This is a genomic window from Citrobacter sp. CRE-46, assembly GCF_059615875.1.
The window spans coordinates 3,022,720-3,043,355 of the sequence record NZ_CM184341.1; the positions used below are offsets into that span (position 1 = coordinate 3,022,720).

A 20,636-nucleotide genomic window follows, 5' to 3' on the forward strand; every position below is an offset into this window, starting at 1 on the left:
ATTAACACGTGAGCGGATTTTGTTACAGCACAGGCGGTGATTCCTGCTGACAAGTGCCCGTTGGGTCATTACGATAGCCACATCTTAACGCCTTTTTCGGGATAACCGGGTGGCGTGTTGTTAATCGGTAGGGAGAATACATGCGAACCCTGTGGCGATTTATTGCCGGATTTTTTAAATGGACATGGCGATTACTCAATTTCGTCCGTGAATTTGTGCTTAACCTGTTCTTTATCTTCTTGGTGCTTGTTGGCGTGGGGATCTGGATGCAGGTCAGTAGCAGCAACACCAGTGAACATGCTGAACGTGGCGCGCTGCTGTTGGATATCTCGGGCGTGATTGTCGACAAGCCTTCAAGCACCAGTCGCTTGAGCGCCATTGGTCGTCAACTGTTTGGCGCCAGTTCTGACCGACTGCAGGAAAACTCCCTGTTTGATATCGTGAATACCATTCGCCAGGCGAAAGATGACCGCAACATCACCGGCATCGTGATGGATTTGAAAAACTTTGCCGGGGCCGACCAGCCTTCAATGCAGTACATCGGTAAAGCGCTGCGGGAATTCCGCGACAGCGGCAAACCGGTCTTTGCCGTGGGCGATAACTTCAGCCAGGGGCAATATTACCTCGCCAGTTTTGCCAACAAAATTTACCTTTCTCCGCAGGGTTCCGTTGATCTGCACGGTTTTGCCACTAACGGTCTGTACTACAAGTCCCTGCTGGATAAACTGAAAGTCTCAACGCACGTGTTCCGCGTCGGTACCTATAAGTCTGCGGTAGAACCCTTCATCCGCGATGATATGTCCCCTGCCGCGCGCGAGGCCGATAGCCGCTGGATCGGCGAGCTGTGGCAGAACTATCTCGATACGGTAGCCGCAAACCGTCAGATCCCAGCCCAGCAGGTGTTCCCCGGCGCGCAAGCGATGCTGGACGGTTTGACAAAAGTCGAGGGTGATACCGCAAAATACGCGCTCGACAACAAACTGGTGGATGCACTCGCCTCCAGCGCTGAAGTCGAAAAAATGCTGACCAAACAGTTCGGCTGGAGCAAAGCGGATAAAAACTTCCGCGCCGTCAGCTACTACGATTATTCGCTGAAAACCCCAGCGGATACCGGAGAGAGCATTGGCGTCATCTTCGCGAATGGCGCGATTATGGACGGTGAAGAAACCCCAGGGAATGTGGGCGGCGACACCACTGCCGCACAAATCCGCGAAGCGCGTCTTGATCCGAAGGTGAAAGCCATTGTTCTGCGAGTGAACAGTCCTGGCGGCAGCGTCAGCGCCTCCGAAGTGATCCGCGCTGAACTGGCTGCGGCCAAAGCAGCGGGCAAACCGGTCGTCGTGTCGATGGGCGGTATGGCGGCATCAGGCGGTTACTGGATCTCCACGCCAGCCAGTTACATTGTGGCTAACCCCAGCACACTGACCGGTTCAATCGGGATCTTTGGCGTGATCAACACCGTGGAAAACAGTCTGGATTCCATAGGCGTACATACCGACGGCGTAGCCACCTCCCCGCTGGCGGACATTTCCATCACTAAAGCGTTACCGCCTGAAGTACAGCAAATGATGCAACTGAGCATCGAGAACGGCTATAAGCGCTTTATCACGCTGGTCGCGAATGCACGTAAGACAACGCCAGAGCAGATTGACAAAATCGCTCAGGGCCACGTCTGGACCGGCCAGGATGCGAAAGCCAACGGTCTGGTCGACAGTCTGGGGGATTTTGACGACGCCGTCGCGAAAGCGGCTGAACTGGCCAAACTGAAACAATGGCACATTGAGTATTACCAGGACGAACCCACATTCGTGGATATGGTCATGGACAGTATGTCAGGTTCGGTTCGCGCCATGCTGCCCGCTGCCATTCAGGCAATGCTTCCGGCTCCGCTGGCTTCTGCGGCAAGTACGGTAAAAGCTGAAAGCGATAAGCTGGCCGCGTTTAACGATCCGCAAAACCGCTATGCGTTTTGCCTGACCTGCGCCAACGTTCGTTAACTGTTGACCCCTCTTCGGGATGAAGAGGGGTTTTTCTTTGGGACAGAAGAAACATCCATGCAAAAGAAATCGATTTACGTTGCCTATACCGGCGGTACCATTGGTATGCAGCGCTCAGAACAGGGTTATATCCCCGTTTCTGGTCATCTTCAGCGCCAGCTGGCATTGATGCCAGAATTCCACCGCCCTGAGATGCCAGACTTCACCATCCATGAATACGATCCGCTGATGGATTCTTCCGATATGACGCCGGAAGACTGGCAGCATATTGCGGAAGACATTAAATCGCACTATGACGATTACGATGGTTTTGTCATTCTCCACGGTACCGACACCATGGCGTTTACCGCTTCGGCACTCTCTTTCATGCTGGAGAATCTCGGCAAGCCGGTGATTGTGACAGGGTCACAAATACCACTGGCAGAATTACGCTCCGACGGACAAATTAATTTGCTGAATGCGCTCTACGTTGCAGCGAATTATCCGATTAACGAAGTGACCCTGTTCTTCAATAATCGACTGTTTCGCGGCAACCGTACCACCAAAGCGCATGCCGATGGTTTTGACGCCTTTGCCTCACCCAATCTTTCCCCTCTACTGGAAGCGGGTATCCATATCCGTCGACTGGGAACACCACCTGCGCCACACGGTACGGGCGAACTGATTGTTCACCCTATCACGCCACAACCGATTGGCGTGGTGACTATTTATCCTGGGATTTCTGCGGATGTGGTACGCAACTTCTTGCGCCAGCCGGTTAAAGCGTTAATTTTACGCTCTTACGGCGTGGGCAATGCGCCGCAAAATAAAGAGTTTCTGCAAGAGCTTGAAGATGCCAGCTCACGCGGCATAGTGGTGGTTAACCTTACGCAGTGTATGTCCGGCAAGGTGAACATGGGCGGTTATGCGACGGGGAACGCGCTGGCGCATGCTGGCGTTATCGGCGGCGCGGATATGACGGTCGAAGCAACGCTGACCAAACTGCACTATTTGCTGAGTCAGGGGCTGGACACGCAGAGCATTCGTCAAGCCATGTCGCAAAATCTGCGTGGCGAGCTCACGCCAGACGAATAAAGGAGTTAATGCCCATGGCCCGAGCCTTACTGTTGGTCGATTTACAGAACGACTTTTGTGCCGGCGGCGCCCTCGCCGTCCCGCAAGGCGACAGCACCATCGATATTGCTAACCGCCTGATCGACTGGTGCGCCCCGCGCGGCGACACCGTCGTCGCCAGTCTGGACTGGCATCCGGCTAATCACGGTAGTTTTGCCAGCCAGCACCAGGTTGAACCTTACAGTCAGGGGCAACTGGACGGCCTGGCGCAGACGTTCTGGCCCGACCATTGCGTGCAAAACAGCGAAGGGGCAGCCCTGCATCCTTTGCTGAACCAGCGCGCGATAGCGCAAACCTTCACTAAGGGCGAAAACCCGCTGGTCGACAGTTATAGTGCGTTTTTTGATAATGGTCGTCGTCAGGCAACCGCACTGAACGCATGGCTGCTCGAACATCGCGTTGCCGAGCTCATCATCATGGGGCTGGCGACCGATTATTGCGTAAAATTTACCGTTCTGGATGCGCTCGATCTGGGTTACGCCGTCAGCGTCATTACCGACGGTTGTCGTGGCGTCAATATTTCCCCCCAGGACAGTGCAAACGCCTTTATGGAAATGGCGGCGGCGGGTGCGACGTTGTATACGCTGGATGACTGGCTGGAAACCCAACCGTAAGCGACGCCGACAGGATCGCTCCTGTCGGCACGTTATTTCAGGCCAGGGTTGAAATCTCTTCCAGAGAAACTTTGCGTGTTTCGATGCCAAAGCACAACAGAATCAGTGCGCAGAGCACCAGCATAACGCCCAGCACGATAAAGACAGTGGTCGAGCCGTAGCGTGTCAACAGAATAGCGACGCCATAAGGCGTAAATACCGCGACAATCCTGCCCACCGCATTCACGAAACCCGAACCACGCAATCTCAGATGTGTCGGCCATAACTCCGGGACATATACCGCAGAGGCAAAGCAAACATACATATACAGAAAAAAAATCATCACCAACCCGTAGCTCAAAATGGCCCACTCTTCGGTTTGAATCGAATAGAAATATCCGAGCAGCGCGATAATAACGAGTAAGAATGAACCAAACAGCCTCCGTGGAAAACGATCGATAATCATCGCAGCAATAAATATTCCAACGGGCGCGCCAATCATAATTATCGCGGTCATAAAGATAGACTTCGTCACATCGATTCCCGAATTAACAAAAATCGTTGGGATCCATACCGTGATGGTATAGAGCGAAATATTCATCGCGATAAGCACAGTGATCGCCACCAGCGTACAGCGCAACATCGGCCCCTTGAACAGTAGCCAAAATGAACCACTTTCCACGCCAGAGTGCACCACCAGGCAATGGCTCTGACAGGAGGGTAAGGTGATATTTTTCTCTGTCTCAATCTGCGACTCCACCAGTACCAGGTGTTTTTCAGCTTCACTTCTCTGTCCCTTACCAGCCAGCCAACGGGGAGATTCGATAAAGTACTTTCCGGACAGATACCAGGCCAACAGCATTGTCGCGCCACCGAGCAGAAACATCACCCGCCAGCTTAACCAGGCAATAACCACGACGCCAACAGCCGCGGACAGCATCGGCGACCAGTTACCAACAAATGACAGGCGGGCAGACCACTTTCCACGTACTGCAGGCGGAATAAATTCGGTAAATGAAGCATAGCCCACCATAATCAGCGCCCCCATCCCGATCCCCATCAGGCAACGGAAAAAAATAAGCCAGTACATGTTGGGCACAAACGTTGCCGCGCAAGCAGAGACCCCAACAATCAGCAAATTAATGCGGAATGCCTTGCGTCGACCGAGATAATCACCAATAAAGCCCCCGGTTAGCGAACCGACAAAATAGCCAAACATCAGCGCCGAGGTAAATGCTGCGTTGAGATAATTGTTAGACCAACCGGTACTGACTAATTTTGCCAATACCACATTCCCGGAATAACTGAGGAAACCGGTGACTAATAAACTAAAACTTATAATGCCAAAAATACGAAAATGAAATCGCGATAAGGGTAAACGATCTAATCTTGCACCGATAGGGTCACATTGTTCCATCTGGATGCCTCAAATTCAACTAAATAGAAAGTATGGCGATCGCGGCAGTAGTAATTTTGCCGCGCCATCCATCATCATTAGATTTTTATGGCATTATCCAGGTGCAAACTAAAATAATATCGACACGAGTAACGTTAAAATTAATAAACGAGTTGAATATTATTCTCTTTACAAAACGCAATCCACTCTGCACCCGGTGCCTTATTGGTTATAAGGTAGTTAATATGGCTAAAGTCCACGAGCTGGACGAAAGCTTTACGATCAAACTTTGAGTGATCAACCAACAGGGCCACCTCAGTCGCCTGGCGGATCATGGTTTTTTTGATTTCCGCTTCTGCTTCGTTAGAGTCAAGCGCCCCACTTTGCATATCCAGGCCTTTGCAGCTCATCACCATAATATCAACATGATAGCGACTGATGATCTCCTTGGTGATCCTTCCCTGCAACGACAACGTATTCTTATTCAGCTCGCCGCCAGTAGAAACGACGTTAATTTCTGACTGCGCCAGTTCATGAAATGCTTCAGCCGAGTTGGTTAGCAGCGTCAGATCGTTTCTTTCCTTTAACAGCTTTAATAATTCCATCGCCGTACTGCTGGAGTCAGCGGCCATTGTGGTCTTATTTTTAATAAACGGTAATGCATTACGAGCAATGATCTGCTTCTCTTCAAAAAAAGACTTTGCACGTTTATAAAAATGAATATTGTCAGACAACGCGGTGGTATTAAGTACCGCACCACCATATGTTCGGGTCAAAAAACCTTCATCTTCCAGCTTCTCGAGATCGCGGCGAATTGTTTCCTCAGTTACCTGAAAGATGGAACTTAAATTAGATACCACCACTTTCTTATCATTAGCCACCATTTGCTTAATGGCCTGAATCCTGTCTTTTGCCGCCACGATGACACCTCTGTTTCCTGCAAAGTAATAATAAGACCCTAGTATCTCACAGGCTATGTTTATTTTCAAAAGAACATGTCTGAATCACAGATTTAGTACTCTTTTACACAGAAACAGAGGTCATTGCCAGCTGGGTTATTTTATATCCAACGCTTCTGCCATTTGTCTCATCAATAACGAATCGCCATCAGTCAGGGCAACGGTCAGCGCCTCGACGTTTTCGCGAACCTGTTCAGGCGCGGTCGCTCCGCTCAGTAAGGTGATTAAATCGCTTTGCTTCAAAATCCACGCCAACGCCAGCGCGGGGATCGTGCAACGGTATTTTTCACACAATGGCCGCCATTGCTCGAGCATATCAATCACCCGCAGCATATTTTCCCGTTGGAACCAGACTTTGTTGGCCCGTGCGCCGCCAGGAATATAATCCCGCGCGATTGTTCCAGTCAGTAAACCCTGTTCGAGCGGTGAATAAACCTGCACGACGATGCCATGCTGCTGACATAACGGCAACAATTCAGCTTCCAGTCCGCGATCAAGGATGCTGTACTTAGCCTGGATGATATCCAGCTCACCGTGTTTGAGATACTCCCTGATATGCCCTGCATCCACGTTGGCGGCACCGATAGATCGAATCTTGCCTTCTTTCTTAAGTGCGTTCAGCGTGTCTACGGTTTCCGCAATCGGTGTAAAACAGGGTTCGACCGATTGCCAGTGGGTCATATAGATATCAATGCTTTCTATACCCAACCTTTGCAAACTGGCATCGACCTCTTCACGAATCGACTCGGGCGTGAGGTTTTTATACAACTGGCGATCGCCCACTTTGTTAAAAAGGCTGCCTGTCCGCTCCCAGACGATGCCGCATTTAGTTTCAACCACGATATCTTTACGCGGTAACTTTTTCAGCGCCTGCCCAACAATGATTTCACTATTACCAAAGTTGTAGCCAGGAGCGGTATCAATCAGATTAATACCGCAGCGATGCGCCTCGACAATGGTATCGATACAAACCTGTAGATCGAGATCGCCGTTCCATGCCGGACCGCCGCCAATGGCCCATGTCCCTAATCCCATGCGGGAAAGCATAATATCCGTACTGCCTAAAGGAATCTTTTTCATCTGCCGTTATTACCCTTCATATTCATCAAGAAGTTGTTCAACCAGCTTTCTGTTTTTTACGCCCGTTGTGGCGCCCACGCTCAGTACCGATATTGCTGCCGTTGCGTTAGCAAACAGTGCACACTCGCGCAGCGACTTGCCTTCAAGTAACGCGGAGATAAATCCCGAGGCAAAATTATCTCCCGCGCCGATGGTGTCGATAGCGGTAATTCCTGAAACCGCCGGGACCTCCATTTTCATATCGGTACGCTTGATAAAGCAGCCTCTTTTACCGGTCTTAATCACTACCGTTTTTACGCCACAGCTCAGGAAACTGTCGGCAATTTCATCCAGCGTCTCTTTGCCGGTAAGCTGTTTTGCTTCCTCAAAATTAGGAAACAGATAGTCTACGTAGCTCAAAGCCTGGCGAATATCGTTCAGCGTTTCATTAAGTCGTGGCTTAATCATATCGGCACAAATAATTAACCGATGTGCTTTCGCCTGAGTGAAGATCGTCGTTAATGCTTCGCCGTCGAGTAGCGGGCTGTTAAAAATACTCGCCAGCGACAGCAGCTTTGCCTGAGAGAAGCGGTCAAAATCAACATCGTTTATATTCAGCTTCCACAGGCTACCATTGCGGTTGGTGACAAAGGTGCGTTCGCCATCAGCTGTAACCAAACCCACGTTAATAGAAGTATCAATATCCGCATGCTGTTTCAGACTTTGAATATCAATGTTCTCCCGACGACAGTGGTCGAGAATAAAATGACCTGCCGCATCATCCCCTACCCGACTAATTAACGCAGTACGATGCCCAAGGCGAGAAATAATAGTCGCTTCATTAATCGCGTCGCCCCCGATGGTCATCGTAATACGTTCTAACGGATAAGAATCTACATCAAAAATATTTTTACTCACTGGCTGTAAGGGGATATCAACAATTGCCGCCCCTATACAAATAACCTCGATATTATCCATATTATCATTCCGCTTTACCGTCAGAGCCAAACAGTTTGATTTTTTCCAACGCTCGCTCTTTTACTGCTTTACGAACTTCACGTTCAACATGCAGGAATGGCTGGTTCTGGTTCTCCTGCACCGCCACCATTGCCGCCTGACACAGTTCGGTATGAATATTGATTTTAGAGATGCCTAATGAGATGGCTTTTTTAATATCCGCATCGCTAATGCCGGATGCCCCGTGCAGCACCAGCGGAACAGAAACCGCTCGGCGTACGCGCTCAACCACCTCGAAATTGAGTTTCGGCTCGGAGGTATATACGCCATGCTGGTTGCCAATCGCCACCGCCAGAGAGTCACAGCCGGTACGCTCGACAAATTCCGCCGCCTGGCTCGGGTCGGTATAGTGATAACCCGCCAGCGCCTCTTCGTAGACCGTCTCATTGCCCACGTGGCCCAGCTCCGCTTCGACCGGAATGCCTAACGGATGAAAGAAGTCCACAGCCTCTTTGGTCAGACGAATATTCTCTTCAAAATCAAAGGCGGAGGCATCGCGCATCAGAGAGTTCATGCCATGAACCCAGGCGTTGTGAATAATCTCCATGCTACGTCCGTGATCCCAATGAGTAATAACCGGTACCGAGGCCTTTTTCGCCATCGAAACCATCATGTGCGAAAAATCTTCAAACGAGGTATTCCCCACAAATCCGGTGCCAAAAGAGATAATTACCGGCGATTTAGCCTCTTCTGCCGCATCAATGACCCCCATTAGCATTTCCGCATTCCACACGTTAAAGTGAGCAATCGCATAATGTTTATTCTGAGCATCGTTTTCCCAATATTTAATATCTGCCAGCATGGTGTTTCTCCCTATTTAAATTAATGGTTAATTTTAATAACGCCTTTAATAATCTCGCGTTTGTTATTGACGGATTCGTCAAACGCGCGCTGAACATCTGCATAATCATAAATATGCGTCACCATCGACTTTACATCGAAACGCCCGGAGGAGATGGCTTCAATGGTGACCGGGTAGCGATTGGCATAGCGGAAAACAGTTTGTATTGATACTTCACGATTAATTTTGAGGAAGTTAATCGCTGAATCGCCAGGCACCGTGCCCACGATCATGATTTTCCCACCGCGCATTACCAGATATGGCGCCTGCTTAACCGTGATGGCCGAACCGGCAGTTTCGAAAACAATGTCAGCCCCCATATCGCCGGAAAACTGTTGGCAGCAGGCAACGGTGTCCTCCTTCGCACCGTTAATCACGACCGTCGCGCCAAGCTGCCCGGCCATCGCCAGACGTTTATCCAGGACATCAACAACAGCGATGTCGGTAGCCCCCAAACATTTACAGGCTTGCAGGGTCATTAAACCAATACAGCCAGCCCCCAGAATGACGATTTTCTTGCCCGGCTTAACGTCCGCCAGCATTGCGGCATGCATCCCTACCGCCGCAGGCTCTACCAGAGCGCCTTCCATGGTGTCCATATTGTCCGGCAGCTTGTAAGTAAAGCTTTCCGGGTGGCACAGATAGTACGTTAGCGCACCGCGATAATTTGGCTGTGTGGCCATAAAATCGACGTCAGGACAGATGTTGTATTTCCCTTCCAGACAGTAGCGGCAGTGGCCACACGGCACGCCGGGTTCAATGTTGACCCGGTCGCCCGGTTTAAATTTACTAACGCGACTTCCCACTGCCACCACCGTACCGGCGCATTCATGCCCAAGACCTATTTCCTGATTGGGATCTTTCGGCGGAATAAAGGGGCCCGATTCAAAACCGTGAACATCTGAACCGCAAATACCAACATATTCAACTTTAATTAGCACTTCATGCTCTTTAGGTACCGGAATATCGGCGGCAATGATTTTCATCGTGCCCGGCGTTTTTAATATCGCTTTTGAATTTTTCATTTTATTTCCCGTCAATATTATTTGCTGGTAACGGCATCAATACCGAGACTCTCGACAGAGACGCCTTTTGTTTCAATTCCAATGGTGGCAATAGCAACAGCGACAATAATTGAGACTGCGCCCAGCAGTACAAATACGCCCGTCACGCCATAACTATTAAGTAATACAGCGACCGCATAAGGAGCGGCGATACCGCTGATACGCCCTATCGCGTTAGCAAGCCCAGACCCGCGCAGCTTCGCTTCAGTCGGCCATATCTCTGGAACATATACCGCGGAGGCATAGCAAACGTACATATACACAAAGGTAATCAGGAAGAAACCAATTAATGTGATTAGCAACATGCTGGTTTGCAGCGAATAGATATAACCCAGCACGGCAATTAACACTAATAACCCCACCCCCATCGTTTTCCTCGGAATTTTATCCATTACCAGCATGGCGATGAAAATCCCAAACGGCGCACCGAACATACTCATGGTATTTAAGACTATGGAGTCTTTCAGATTAATCCCCTGAGTCATAAATATTGTCGGTAACCAGTTAATTAAGGTGTACTGCACAACGTTCATGGCAATCAGAACAAAGGAGCCCAGAATCACCCGCTTTAATAAAACTCCCGTTAATAAGGCGGAGTACGGCACTGAACGCGGTTGTTTGTCATCATCTTCTGTCACGACCGGCGGTAGTGGCTTACCTGTCTGTCGAATGACACCGTCTTCAATGGCCCGCATCACCTGTTCAGCTTCCTGATAGCGTCCGCGAGACTCCAGCCAGCGGGGCGACTCCGGGAAACTGCGCCATGCAATAACGGTTGCAATGAGCGACAGCACAGCCGGAATCAACAACTGTACGCGCCAGTTCCATTCCGCGCTGATCAGTGGCGTTAACCCCATCGCAATCAGTGAACAGAGGGGATAAGACCAGTTGCCGATAAACGAGACCCGACTGGACCAGGTGCCACGATTCCGTCCTGGCATATATTCGGTAAACCCGGCAAAAAGGGTTACCAGCAACGCGCCTAACCCCCCCCCCATGACAAAACGACAGGCGATCAGAAAGGTCATATTGGGTGAAAACGCGCCAATTACCATGGAAATAATATGAATCGCTTCATACAGGATAAACGCGTTTTTACGCCCGGTTTTATCACCGATAATTCCGCCACCCAGTGCACCAAGAAACATACCCGCCGTAGTAATGGCGGAAAACGTGGCGGTGGTAGAATTATCGGTCCAACCAAGTTCTTTTAGCTGCGCGAGAATTAATCCGCCAACGGCATTACTCCAGCAAACCAGTAATCCGAAGGCTACCATAGCGAACATCGACGTATGCCAGCGGCAGTCAGGCAGCCTGTCCAGCCTGGCGCCGCAGTGCGGTTTTGCAATCTGTTCCATGCGATAACGTCCCTTTAATAAACATGTTATTCATCAAAGTCGTAAGTCATGATGACTTTAATCGCGGTTTTATCGACCATGGCGTCAAAACCTTCGCGCCATTGCGATAAGCCGATACGGTGAGTGATCATCGGTTTGACTTTAATCGCACCGCTCGCAAGCAGACGAATGGCGTTACGCCAGGAAGTGGAGTCGTAAGCCATATGACCAATAATGCTTTTGTTCCACGCGGTAATATCATTAATGGAGAAGTCGAGTGGTTTGAAACCCATCCCTACGCGGACAACTTCACCGTTGGGACGCAGCATTTCAATAGCTTGTTTCAGGGCAATATTGGCGCCGGAACATTCGATAACTAATCCCAGATTGTCTTTGCCGCAGATTTCCTGACAACGGGCGACCACATCTTCGTTCGAACCGTTGACGACCGCCGTCGCCCCCAACTCTTTGGCGATAGGAAAGCGCACCGCGACATCCTCTTCCAGCCCGACCATGACGATATTAACGGCCCCCATAATGCGTGCCATTTGCACGGAAAAGAGACCTAGCGGGCCAGTACCGAAAACCACCACGTCCTGACCTGGGAGAAATTTGGACTGTTGGGCGATAGATTTGTAGGCATTACAGATGGGGTCCAGGACTGCCGCCTCTTCATAATCAACACCAGGCGGGATTTCCCACAGCGCATGGCGGTGAATTTTGAGGATTTCCCCAGGAACCAGACAATATTTCGAAAACCCACCGCCCCAGGTATTGTTGTCCAGGCCTAAATTCACCTTTTCTGTACAACAAAGAAAATTACCTTGTTCGCAGGCAGGACAGACGCCGCAAACGTGCCCGCTGTTGTCAGAAACCACGCGCTGACCCACTTTCCAGTCCTTAACCTTGTCGCCGACCTGGACAATTCGACCGGCAAATTCGTGACCACGAATCGAATTAAACTGGTCGGAACCACTGTCAACGTTATAGTGCTTCATATCTGCGCCACAGATAGCAGCTGCCCTGATTTCAATCACAACGTCATCCGGACCACATACCGGCTCCGGAACATCAATCATCTTGTAGCCACCAAAGGCCTTGCCAAATCTTGCCAGTGCTTTCATTGAATTTTCCTTTGTGTTTAGTTTTGCATCAGTGGTCATCATACTTATCCATGTAATTTTTGAGGTCAACACAAAATCTTTAAAACACAGATTAAGATCTGCATTTCACAACTCAGATCACAAATAAGTGCAAAGATGTACTGAAACCTACAGAAACGTGGAGGCCGCTTCGCCTGTACGCCGTGAACCCCTTCGCATTTTTTCTGTTATGAAACGGTTAATCTGTAAGAGCTGTTTTTTTCGCCACGCCTTTCCGTGGCGTGTTTACTTGTTTAAATGTCAAAGAGGAACACCGATGAAACTATTGCCTTTGTTGGCAGCATTCCCCCTGCTCTGCGCCAGCGTTGTTTCCGCCAATTCACTGATGTCAGTTGGCTACTTTAATGGCGGTGGCGATGTCACTGCCGGTCCAGGCGGCGATATCAATAAACTGGATGTGCGCCAGATAACCCACCTCAACTATTCGTTTGGTCTTGTCTACAACAACGAGAAAGACGAAACCAATGACGCCCTAAAAGACGCCAGCAAGCTGCATCAGATTTGGCTTTCAGAGAAAGTGCAGGCTGATTTGCAGAAAATCCCGGAGCTGCGTAAGCAGAATCCGAATCTGAAAGTTCTGCTTTCTGTCGGGGGTTGGGGGGCGCGTGGATTCTCAGGCGCGGCAGCAACTAAAGAAACACGAGCGGTATTCATTCAGTCTGCGCAGGAAATCATTGAGAAATACGATCTGGATGGCATCGACCTCGACTGGGAATATCCGGTCAATGGCGCATGGGGACTGGTCGAAAGCCAACCAGCCGATCGCGCTAACTTTACCGCGCTGTTAAAAGAGCTGCGGGCAGCATTAGGGCATAAAAAGCTACTGACCATTGCCGTGGGCGCGAATGCGGAAAGTCCGAAAAGCTGGGTGGATGTAAAAGCCATTGCGCCATCACTCGACTACATCAATTTGATGACCTATGACATGGCCTACGGCACTCAATATTTCAACTCCAACCTGTATGATTCGACGAAATGGCCGACCGTCGTCGCCGCAGATAAGTACAGTGCGGATTTTGTGGTCAATAACTATCTCGCCGCCGGGTTAAAACCGAGCCAGATGAATCTGGGTATTGGTTTTTATGGACGCGTACCAAAACGCGCCGTTGAACCGGGAATTGACTGGAGCAAACCTGACGCGCAGAAGAACCCTGCCACCCAGCCCTATTTCGAAGCAGCACAAATTGCGTTGTTCAAATCATTGGGCGTCGATCTGAGCAAAGATACCTATGTGAAGTACAACGATATCGTGGCGAAGCTGATCAACGATCCGCAGAGGCGCTTTAGCCAGCATTGGGATGATGAGGCGAAAGTACCGTGGCTGTCGGTACAGTCAGCAGACGGGAAAGCGCTCTTTGCCCTCTCCTATGAAAACCCGCGCTCGGTGGCGATTAAAGCCGACTACATCAAGAGTAAGGGGCTGGGAGGCGCCATGTTCTGGGAATACGGTGCGGATGACAACAATCAACTGGCTAAACAGTTAGCCGATTCATTGGGCATCAAACACTGATCCCAACGCCTGACACAATAGGTTATGATTACCGAATTACGCTGCGCCAATCTTTGGCGCAGCTATTCATTTTCTATTGGAGGCATGAGCTTTTATGGCTTTTATCCCTAAAAATTACGCTCGTCTGGAAGTTGGTTACCGGGAAAAAGCGCTTAAGCTCTTCCCCTGGGTCTGCGGACGCTGTTCCCGCGAGTTTGTCTATTCAAATTTGCGCGAGTTGACGGTACACCATATCGATCACGATCACTCCAATAACCCGGAAGATGGTAGCAACTGGGAAATGTTGTGCCTGTATTGTCACGATCATGAGCATTCTAAATATACGGAAGCGGACCAGTATGGTTCAACGGTGATTGCCGGAGAAGATGCGCAGATGGCTGTTGGCGAAGCGAAATATAATCCGTTTGCCGATCTGAAGGCGATGATGAACAAAAAATAACAGCGACTGCGGGCCCGACATCATAACTGCCGGGCCAGGATTATCAGGATTTGAAGGTTGCTATAGGCTCAGGCGTAATACCAAATTCAACCTTTAGCTGCTGCTTGCTCTTCATCACCATCTCACCATTGGTATCAATCGTCATATGTTGCGCATCAATGTTGTTGCGCGCCTGCCATAACATCACCAGTTGTAAGCTGTTCTCTTTTTGTTCTGCCGTTAGCGCCACGCCATCCGGCCATTTTCCGAGTTCAACGGCGGTAGATAAGCGCTGATAAACTTCCGGCGTCATGCTGTTGATCATCTCATCAAGATTCATGTTAAATCCTCTCTCCGTAGAATAATTTGCTGAATCGTTTCTTCAGCCTTTAATTTGTTCACCGTTTTCGCCATCGGTAAAGTTCAAAGAGGCTGAGTTGACACAGTAGCGCTCACCGGTAGGTTTTGGGCCATCCGGGAAGACGTGTCCCAGGTGCGCATCACAGTTCCCACAGCGGATTTCAATGCGCTGCATACCATGCGAGGTATCTTTTATGTAACGGATAGCCTCTTCGCTGACCGGCTCGTAAAAACTGGGCCAGCCGCAGCCAGAGTCATATTTTGTCTCGGAACGAAATAGCGGTTTATCGCAGATCAAACAGTGGTAGATGCCGTCACGCTTGTTATGCAGCAAACGCCCGGTAAATGGCGGTTCTGTCCCGTGATTCTGCGTCACGTAGAACTGCATTTCTGTTAAATTTTTTTTCAGTTCTTCTGGAGAAGGTTGATTAGCCATTTGCTCACATCTCGCTTTATCTAAACTCACATCGCGAGACAGATTCTAACAAAACATTAACACCGGAGTGCGAACTTTTGTTCTAAACTTGATCCTTGCGAAATGGCAGCCTGCAATTCGTGATCAGAATCACGTTTTTATCTTGATTGCCCTTTAAAATTCGGGCCGCCGACCCCATGTGGTTTCAAGCCCAAAGGAAGAGTGAGGCGAGTCAGTTGCGCAAAGCTTAGGCAGCAGATTGATTTGTCGCAATGATTGACACGATTCCGCTTGACGCTGCGTAAGGTTTTTGTAATTTTACAGGCAACCTTTTATTCACTAACAAATAGCTGGTGGAATATATGACTATCAAAGTAGGTATCAACGGTTTTGGCCGTATCGGTCGCATTGTTTTCCGTGCTGCTCAAGAACGCTCTGACATCGAGATCGTTGCAATCAACGACCTGTTAGACGCTGACTACATGGCTTACATGCTGAAATATGACTCCACTCACGGCCGTTTCAACGGTACCGTTGAAGTGAAAGACGGTCATCTGATCGTAAACGGTAAAAAAATCCGTGTTACCGCTGAACGTGATCCGGCTAACCTGAAATGGGACGAAGTTGGTGTTGACGTAGTAGCTGAAGCTACTGGCCTGTTCCTGACAGATGAAACCGCTCGTAAGCACATCACTGCTGGCGCGAAAAAAGTGGTTCTGACTGGTCCGTCCAAAGATAACACTCCGATGTTTGTTAAAGGCGCTAACTTTGACAAATACGAAGGTCAGGACATCGTTTCTAACGCTTCCTGCACCACTAACTGCCTGGCTCCGCTGGCTAAAGTTATCAACGACAACTTCGGCATCATCGAAGGTCTGATGACTACTGTTCACGCGACCACCGCTACTCAGAAAACCGTTGACGGCCCGTCTCACAAAGACTGGCGCGGCGGCCGCGGCGCATCCCAGAACATCATCCCGTCCTCTACCGGCGCTGCTAAAGCTGTAGGTAAAGTACTGCCAGAACTGAACGGCAAACTGACTGGTATGGCGTTCCGCGTTCCTACCCCGAACGTATCCGTTGTTGACCTGACCGTTCGTCTGGAAAAAGCTGCTTCTTACGAAGAAATTAAGAAAGCAATCAAAGCTGCTTCCGAAGGCCCGATGAAAGGCGTTCTGGGTTACACCGAAGACGACGTAGTATCTACCGATTTCAACGGTGAAGTTTGCACTTCCGTGTTCGATGCTAAAGCAGGTATCGCACTGAACGACAACTTCGTGAAACTGGTATCCTGGTACGACAACGAAACCGGCTACTCCAACAAAGTTCTGGATCTGATTGCTCACATCTCCAAATAAGTTGAGATGAAACAGTAATCTGTAAGAGCGACTACGGTCGCTCTTTTTTTTGCCTGAAGAAAGGATTGCGTAATGATTAATAAAATTTTTGCACTTCCGGTAGTCGAACAAATTGCCCCGGTACTCTCCCGCCGTCAGCTTGATGAGCTTGAGGTCATTGTTGTCGATCACCCGCAGGTTAAAGCCTCTTTTGCGCTGCAGGGCGCACATCTTCTTTCCTGGAAACCAAACGGTGAAGAAGAAGTCCTGTGGTTAAGTAACAATACGCCGTTTAAAACCGGTGTTGCGCTGCGTGGCGGCGTACCGATTTGCTGGCCGTGGTTTGGCCCTGCCGCTCAGCCAGGCCTGCCGTCTCATGGTTTTGCCCGTAACCTGCCCTGGACGCTGAAGGCGCATAACGAAGACGAGAAAGGTGTCGTACTGACGTTCGAACTGCAAAGCAGCGCTGAAACGCGTCAGCTTTGGCCGCACGAGTTCTGCCTGCTGGCCCGTTTCAAAGTGGGCGCCACCTGCGAGATGGAGCTGGAAGCGCACGGTGAGTTTGAAACCACCTCCGCGCTGCATACCTATTTCAATGTGGGTGATATTGCGGCGGTGAAAGTCAGCGGTCTTGGCGATCGTCTGATCGATAAAGTGAATGATGCCAAAGAAGACGTACTGGCTGATGGTATCCAGACCTTCCCGGACCGTACCGATCGTGTCTATCTGAATCCGGAAGCGTGCAGCGTCATTCATGATGATGCGCTGAATCGCAATATTGACGTCATCCACCACCACCATCTGAATGTCGTGGGCTGGAACCCAGGCCCGGCGCTGTCTGTCAGCATGGGCGACATGCCGGATGACGGCTACAAAACGTTTGTTTGCGTAGAAACGGCTTACGCCACGGCACCGCAGAAAACCACCGAAGAAAAACCGTCTCGTCTGGCACAAACGATTCGTGTTGCTAAGCGCTAAGATCGTGTCAGTTGCCTGATAGTGTTTGCGCCATCAGGCAACTCAGCGCGCCATGCGGCAAATCAGGCCATATCCAGCGCCGTTTTACCTTTTGGCGCCGGATATGCCTTATCTAACTGCTTCAGCTCATCGGCAGAGAGCGTTATCTCCAGTGCCGCGGCATTCTGTTCGACATGCGTCACATTCGCGGCTTTCGGAATGGCTATCACCCCCGGAAGACGAATAACCCATGCCAGTAAAATCTGCGCAGCGCTGGCATTGTGGGCGCGCGCAATGTCATTGACCACTGGGTTAGAAAGCAAGTCCCCCCGGAGCCGCCCTGCCTGAGCCAGCGGACTGTAGGCCATAACCGGCATCTGCTGTTGCTGGCACCATGGCAGTAAATCATATTCAATGCCGCGCGATGCTAAATGATAGAGCACCTGATTAGTTGCACAGTGTCGTCCACCCGCAACCTGCCATAATGCCTGCATATCATCGTAATCAAGATTAGAGACGCCCCAGCGGCGGATTTTGCCCTGCGCAATAAGCGTTTCCATAGCGTCGACGGTGTCAGCAAATGAAAAGTCTCCCGTCCAGTGCAACAAATAGAGATCCAGATAATCGGTTTTCAAACGACGCAGGCTGGCTTCGCAGGCGGCAATCGCTTTCTTGCCCGCGGCATTCCATGGGTAAACCTTCGAGACTAAAAAAGCGCTTTCACGCCGACCTGCCAGCGCCTCGCCAACCACCTCTTCCGCTGCACCATCTGCGTACATTTCGGCCGTATCAATCAATCGCAGGCCAAGATCCAGCCCAGCCCGTAACGCGGCGACTTCATCCCGACGTCGGCCTGAATCCTCGCCCATGTACCATGTTCCCTGCCCAATCGCAGGAAGCGATACCTGCTCCGTAAACATCACCTGTTTCGCTGTCATCGCACCCTCCTGTGTTAATGCACCACAGTAAAGCAAAACAACAGACATATGTCCTGTTATGGTGCACAAATTGCACCATCATAGTTTGGCGTGTCGCCCGTTAATGCGATTAAAGTCAAAGGCCCGGGATCTGATGCAGATCCCGGACCTAAATAATGCAAAATTTTCACTAACCAGCGCTTATTTCAACCGACCTAAATATTTGCCCTCTTTCATGGCGTTAATTTTTCCGTTTTTATAGACGATGACGGAAATCAAACCCGCACTGTAAGTTTGTGCATCGGCATTGTTTTCATCATTTGCCGCAGGGTTGCCATTAATATATGCAATACCATCAGCGCCACGTGTAAAGTCCACGCCCAGCTTATTCACATGCACGGATGTGGTTTTGCTGGCGTGCACCGGGGCATTAGCGTCGCTGACCTGAGTTTTGTGTTCATGCTGTAATTGCTGACGATATGCTTCGCTGATAGCATAAGCAGGCGCAGCAGATGAAGCCACCAGCGCAGCGATAATAATCAATTTCTTCATGAGTTAAACCTTAGTATTTATCGTGTTTGTGGTGATGGTCGGAATGGGTGCCATCAGAGCTATACAGATTTTGCGCGTTTTCCAGGGCCTGTTTTTCAGCCGCAGCATTGATTGTCGCCTGACGGTTTTGTTCGGCGATGTAGCAGGCATCGCGGCTGATCCCTTTGTTTTCGCATGCACTCATGCGTGAAGCCTCGCTGGTGCATCCAGCCACGACCCCGCCCATCACAGCTATCATGATTAACTTTTTCATTATTTATACCAGGTTTTTACTCAAGATATCCCCGTGGCATATTTAAGGCCTTACCACGAGAGTTGCTATCACTACTTTTAAAGTTTAATGAATATCGGCAATAGGATATTTAATGTCAATTTAAATTTTTTTCAGACAAATACCTAAAGGATGTAAAATAAATACAAATGATTAATTTTTTATTTTTTCACCTGAAAGTTAACATTCGAAATAAGCCAAAATAGTTATCAGTTATCTTTATGCCACTTGAGAATAAATGCCCCGCGCATCGCGACACAATAAACCACAGTATTATCAATAAATTATGAACCTAGAAAACGACAGACTACAACAATAAATCATTAAGGCATGACGATATTACCTCATGAAAAAAAACAATAGCTATCAGGCTAATCAAATGAGAGGTTTATTTTTAGTAACGGCAAAAGAAATACCTGGTTAAATAATCGTTGCGGCCAGGCGAAACATAAAACTACTATAAAAATGCAATCTCATGTTTTAGATCAATATTCATCCCCACGAAGCATAAAAAAGCCCGCATCTCTGCAGGCTTGTATTTGACACGCAATAGCATCAGAACTTGTAGGTCACACCCACCGAGAAGATGCCAGACCAGGATTTATCGACCATCGGGCTATCCTTCACTTCATCACTCAAACGCACATAACGGCCAGTGCCGTATACGTTCCAGTTGCCAAGGAAGTTATAGCTTGCAGTCAACTCCAGGTATGGATCCCATCCATCGTCAGCGCTGTAGCTTTTCAGACCACTGCGGCGAGACTCGTGATTGGACACGCCATAATAATAGTCGTTGTAGTTTTCGCTGCTGTACTGCACACCGATACCCGGCGTCAAAGTCAGCGCACCGTTAGTGTAACGGTAGAGCCAGGCCAGATCCCAGATAAAGCCATTGCTATTATCCAGGGTATCACCCGCCAGAGCGGTACGCAGGAAACCATACTGGGTGTTATGTACATACGAGAGGCCAGCCATCAGACTGCTTTTACGCTTGTCGAGTTGGCGCAAAGCATGGCTGTCGCTGTCACCCGGCTTGAAATGCGTCGGATCATAGTACGCCATGATGGACAGCTTATCTGCCGTATCATTCCACAGATAGTAGCCGCCACCCAGACCGTGGAACCAGACGTTATCGCCTTCATAGGTGACAACCGGAACGGGATAAACATCGCGGTCATACTGTTTGTACGGGCTGTTAATCACGCCGACACCTGCACCAACAGTCCACTGACTTTCCGCGTGTGCGGTGCTAACTGCGGTTGCGGCAAGCACGCCAAGTGCCAGAAGTTTGAGTTTGGTCACAATCCATAATTCCTTATTCAAATGTGTAGCGGTCAAAGTGTAACCGCCAATACGCTTC

Annotated in this window: 21 protein-coding genes; 7 read left to right on the plus strand and 14 right to left on the minus strand. The window is 49.7% G+C overall.

All coding sequences use genetic code 11. From position 1 onward, the window contains the following. Positions 1-140 precede the first annotated feature (140 nt). From sppA to pncA, 3 genes are read left to right on the plus strand one after another with little or no spacing between them, the layout of a single operon-like run. Positions 141-1,997: a signal peptide peptidase SppA gene (gene sppA / locus AC534G_RS14705; protein WP_087856720.1), complete on the plus strand. Its 1,857-nt coding sequence runs from the start codon at positions 141-143 to the stop codon at positions 1,995-1,997. A 57-nt stretch (positions 1,998-2,054) separates the two neighbouring features. Next, positions 2,055-3,071, plus strand: coding sequence for an asparaginase (ansA, locus tag AC534G_RS14710; RefSeq protein WP_038640081.1), 1,017 nt, complete (start codon positions 2,055-2,057; stop codon positions 3,069-3,071). A gap of 14 nt (positions 3,072-3,085) precedes the next feature. Beyond that, the gene (gene pncA / locus AC534G_RS14715; RefSeq protein WP_369708910.1) at positions 3,086-3,724 is read left to right on the plus strand and encodes a bifunctional nicotinamidase/pyrazinamidase; all 639 of its coding nucleotides are present in this window, start codon (positions 3,086-3,088) and stop codon (positions 3,722-3,724) included. Between the two features lie 37 nt (positions 3,725-3,761). On the opposite strand, the gene AC534G_RS14720 is transcribed toward pncA, so the two are convergent. From AC534G_RS14720 to AC534G_RS14755, 8 genes are all read right to left on the minus strand, one after another. After that, a complete protein-coding gene (locus AC534G_RS14720; protein WP_110498244.1) occupies positions 3,762-5,120 on the minus strand; it encodes an MFS transporter in 1,359 nt (452 codons plus the stop codon). 140 nt (positions 5,121-5,260) lie between these two features. Continuing rightward, positions 5,261-6,019, minus strand: a complete 759-nt coding sequence (locus AC534G_RS14725; RefSeq protein ID WP_003030679.1) for a DeoR/GlpR family DNA-binding transcription regulator — start codon at positions 6,017-6,019, stop codon at positions 5,261-5,263. 135 nt (positions 6,020-6,154) lie between these two features. Then, on the minus strand, positions 6,155-7,138 hold the full coding sequence (gene ydjG, locus AC534G_RS14730) for an NADH-dependent methylglyoxal reductase (protein ID WP_110498246.1): 984 nt from the start codon (positions 7,136-7,138) through the stop codon (positions 6,155-6,157). Positions 7,139-7,147: 9 nt separating this feature from the next. Continuing rightward, the gene (locus AC534G_RS14735) at positions 7,148-8,095 is read right to left on the minus strand and encodes a carbohydrate kinase family protein (protein ID WP_496594418.1); all 948 of its coding nucleotides are present in this window, start codon (positions 8,093-8,095) and stop codon (positions 7,148-7,150) included. Positions 8,096-8,099: 4 nt separating this feature from the next. Continuing rightward, positions 8,100-8,936, minus strand: a complete 837-nt coding sequence (locus AC534G_RS14740) for a ketose-bisphosphate aldolase (RefSeq protein ID WP_038640077.1) — start codon at positions 8,934-8,936, stop codon at positions 8,100-8,102. A gap of 20 nt (positions 8,937-8,956) precedes the next feature. Further along, on the minus strand, positions 8,957-10,000 hold the full coding sequence (locus AC534G_RS14745; RefSeq protein ID WP_069324293.1) for an NAD(P)-dependent alcohol dehydrogenase: 1,044 nt from the start codon (positions 9,998-10,000) through the stop codon (positions 8,957-8,959). Positions 10,001-10,017: 17 nt separating this feature from the next. Further along, entirely contained in the window at positions 10,018-11,397 is a 1,380-nt protein-coding gene (locus AC534G_RS14750) for an MFS transporter (RefSeq protein WP_110498248.1), read from the minus strand. A gap of 26 nt (positions 11,398-11,423) precedes the next feature. After that, the gene (locus tag AC534G_RS14755; RefSeq protein ID WP_110498250.1) at positions 11,424-12,500 is read right to left on the minus strand and encodes a zinc-binding dehydrogenase; all 1,077 of its coding nucleotides are present in this window, start codon (positions 12,498-12,500) and stop codon (positions 11,424-11,426) included. Positions 12,501-12,795: 295 nt separating this feature from the next. Between AC534G_RS14755 and chiD the strand changes: the two genes are divergently transcribed. Both chiD and yajD read left to right on the plus strand, forming a co-directional pair. Beyond that, the gene (gene chiD / locus AC534G_RS14760; protein WP_110498252.1) at positions 12,796-14,049 is read left to right on the plus strand and encodes a chitinase ChiD; all 1,254 of its coding nucleotides are present in this window, start codon (positions 12,796-12,798) and stop codon (positions 14,047-14,049) included. Positions 14,050-14,143: 94 nt separating this feature from the next. After that, entirely contained in the window at positions 14,144-14,488 is a 345-nt protein-coding gene (gene yajD / locus AC534G_RS14765; RefSeq protein ID WP_110498254.1) for an HNH nuclease YajD, read from the plus strand. Positions 14,489-14,531: 43 nt separating this feature from the next. Here the strand turns inward: yajD and AC534G_RS14770 are convergent, their stop codons facing one another. Then, positions 14,532-14,807, minus strand: a complete 276-nt coding sequence (locus tag AC534G_RS14770) for a YeaC family protein (protein WP_003030693.1) — start codon at positions 14,805-14,807, stop codon at positions 14,532-14,534. A 42-nt stretch (positions 14,808-14,849) separates the two neighbouring features. Next, the gene (gene msrB / locus AC534G_RS14775; RefSeq protein WP_006684886.1) at positions 14,850-15,263 is read right to left on the minus strand and encodes a peptide-methionine (R)-S-oxide reductase MsrB; all 414 of its coding nucleotides are present in this window, start codon (positions 15,261-15,263) and stop codon (positions 14,850-14,852) included. 341 nt (positions 15,264-15,604) lie between these two features. On the opposite strand from msrB, the gene gapA reads away from it, so the two are divergent. Continuing rightward, the gene (gene gapA / locus AC534G_RS14780; protein WP_003030697.1) at positions 15,605-16,600 is read left to right on the plus strand and encodes a glyceraldehyde-3-phosphate dehydrogenase; all 996 of its coding nucleotides are present in this window, start codon (positions 15,605-15,607) and stop codon (positions 16,598-16,600) included. A gap of 72 nt (positions 16,601-16,672) precedes the next feature. Continuing rightward, the gene (locus AC534G_RS14785; RefSeq protein WP_087857699.1) at positions 16,673-17,557 is read left to right on the plus strand and encodes a D-hexose-6-phosphate mutarotase; all 885 of its coding nucleotides are present in this window, start codon (positions 16,673-16,675) and stop codon (positions 17,555-17,557) included. Positions 17,558-17,619: 62 nt separating this feature from the next. Here AC534G_RS14785 and AC534G_RS14790 read toward each other — a convergent pair whose 3' ends face one another. The 4 genes from AC534G_RS14790 to AC534G_RS14805 form a co-directional block, all read right to left on the minus strand. Next, on the minus strand, positions 17,620-18,474 hold the full coding sequence (locus AC534G_RS14790) for an aldo/keto reductase (RefSeq protein ID WP_110498256.1): 855 nt from the start codon (positions 18,472-18,474) through the stop codon (positions 17,620-17,622). A gap of 180 nt (positions 18,475-18,654) precedes the next feature. Further along, on the minus strand, positions 18,655-19,005 hold the full coding sequence (locus tag AC534G_RS14795) for a hypothetical protein (RefSeq protein WP_069324299.1): 351 nt from the start codon (positions 19,003-19,005) through the stop codon (positions 18,655-18,657). Positions 19,006-19,015: 10 nt separating this feature from the next. After that, positions 19,016-19,258 (minus strand): hypothetical protein, encoded by a 243-nt coding sequence (locus AC534G_RS14800; protein WP_110498258.1) that lies wholly within the window; start codon positions 19,256-19,258, stop codon positions 19,016-19,018. Between the two features lie 573 nt (positions 19,259-19,831). Next, a complete protein-coding gene (locus tag AC534G_RS14805; protein ID WP_038640047.1) occupies positions 19,832-20,578 on the minus strand; it encodes a MipA/OmpV family protein in 747 nt (248 codons plus the stop codon). Positions 20,579-20,636 lie beyond the last annotated feature (58 nt).

Excerpts from the sequence above, each read along its gene's own strand:
- sppA (WP_087856720.1), top strand. The coding sequence starts at position 141 with ATGCGAACCCTGTGGCGATTTATTGCCGGATTTTTTAAATGGACATGG.
- ansA (WP_038640081.1), top strand. The coding sequence starts at position 2,055 with ATGCAAAAGAAATCGATTTACGTTGCCTATACCGGCGGTACCATTGGT.
- pncA (WP_369708910.1), top strand. The coding sequence starts at position 3,086 with ATGGCCCGAGCCTTACTGTTGGTCGATTTACAGAACGACTTTTGTGCC.
- AC534G_RS14720 (WP_110498244.1), bottom strand. The coding sequence starts at position 5,120 with ATGGAACAATGTGACCCTATCGGTGCAAGATTAGATCGTTTACCCTTA.
- ydjG (WP_110498246.1), bottom strand. The coding sequence starts at position 7,138 with ATGAAAAAGATTCCTTTAGGCAGTACGGATATTATGCTTTCCCGCATG.
- AC534G_RS14735 (WP_496594418.1), bottom strand. The coding sequence starts at position 8,095 with ATGGATAATATCGAGGTTATTTGTATAGGGGCGGCAATTGTTGATATC.
- AC534G_RS14740 (WP_038640077.1), bottom strand. The coding sequence starts at position 8,936 with ATGCTGGCAGATATTAAATATTGGGAAAACGATGCTCAGAATAAACAT.
- AC534G_RS14745 (WP_069324293.1), bottom strand. The coding sequence starts at position 10,000 with ATGAAAAATTCAAAAGCGATATTAAAAACGCCGGGCACGATGAAAATC.
- AC534G_RS14750 (WP_110498248.1), bottom strand. The coding sequence starts at position 11,397 with ATGGAACAGATTGCAAAACCGCACTGCGGCGCCAGGCTGGACAGGCTG.
- AC534G_RS14755 (WP_110498250.1), bottom strand. The coding sequence starts at position 12,500 with ATGAAAGCACTGGCAAGATTTGGCAAGGCCTTTGGTGGCTACAAGATG.
- chiD (WP_110498252.1), top strand. The coding sequence starts at position 12,796 with ATGAAACTATTGCCTTTGTTGGCAGCATTCCCCCTGCTCTGCGCCAGC.
- yajD (WP_110498254.1), top strand. The coding sequence starts at position 14,144 with ATGGCTTTTATCCCTAAAAATTACGCTCGTCTGGAAGTTGGTTACCGG.
- AC534G_RS14770 (WP_003030693.1), bottom strand. The coding sequence starts at position 14,807 with ATGAATCTTGATGAGATGATCAACAGCATGACGCCGGAAGTTTATCAG.
- msrB (WP_006684886.1), bottom strand. The coding sequence starts at position 15,263 with ATGGCTAATCAACCTTCTCCAGAAGAACTGAAAAAAAATTTAACAGAA.
- gapA (WP_003030697.1), top strand. The coding sequence starts at position 15,605 with ATGACTATCAAAGTAGGTATCAACGGTTTTGGCCGTATCGGTCGCATT.
- AC534G_RS14785 (WP_087857699.1), top strand. The coding sequence starts at position 16,673 with ATGATTAATAAAATTTTTGCACTTCCGGTAGTCGAACAAATTGCCCCG.
- AC534G_RS14790 (WP_110498256.1), bottom strand. The coding sequence starts at position 18,474 with ATGACAGCGAAACAGGTGATGTTTACGGAGCAGGTATCGCTTCCTGCG.
- AC534G_RS14795 (WP_069324299.1), bottom strand. The coding sequence starts at position 19,005 with ATGAAGAAATTGATTATTATCGCTGCGCTGGTGGCTTCATCTGCTGCG.
- AC534G_RS14800 (WP_110498258.1), bottom strand. The coding sequence starts at position 19,258 with ATGAAAAAGTTAATCATGATAGCTGTGATGGGCGGGGTCGTGGCTGGA.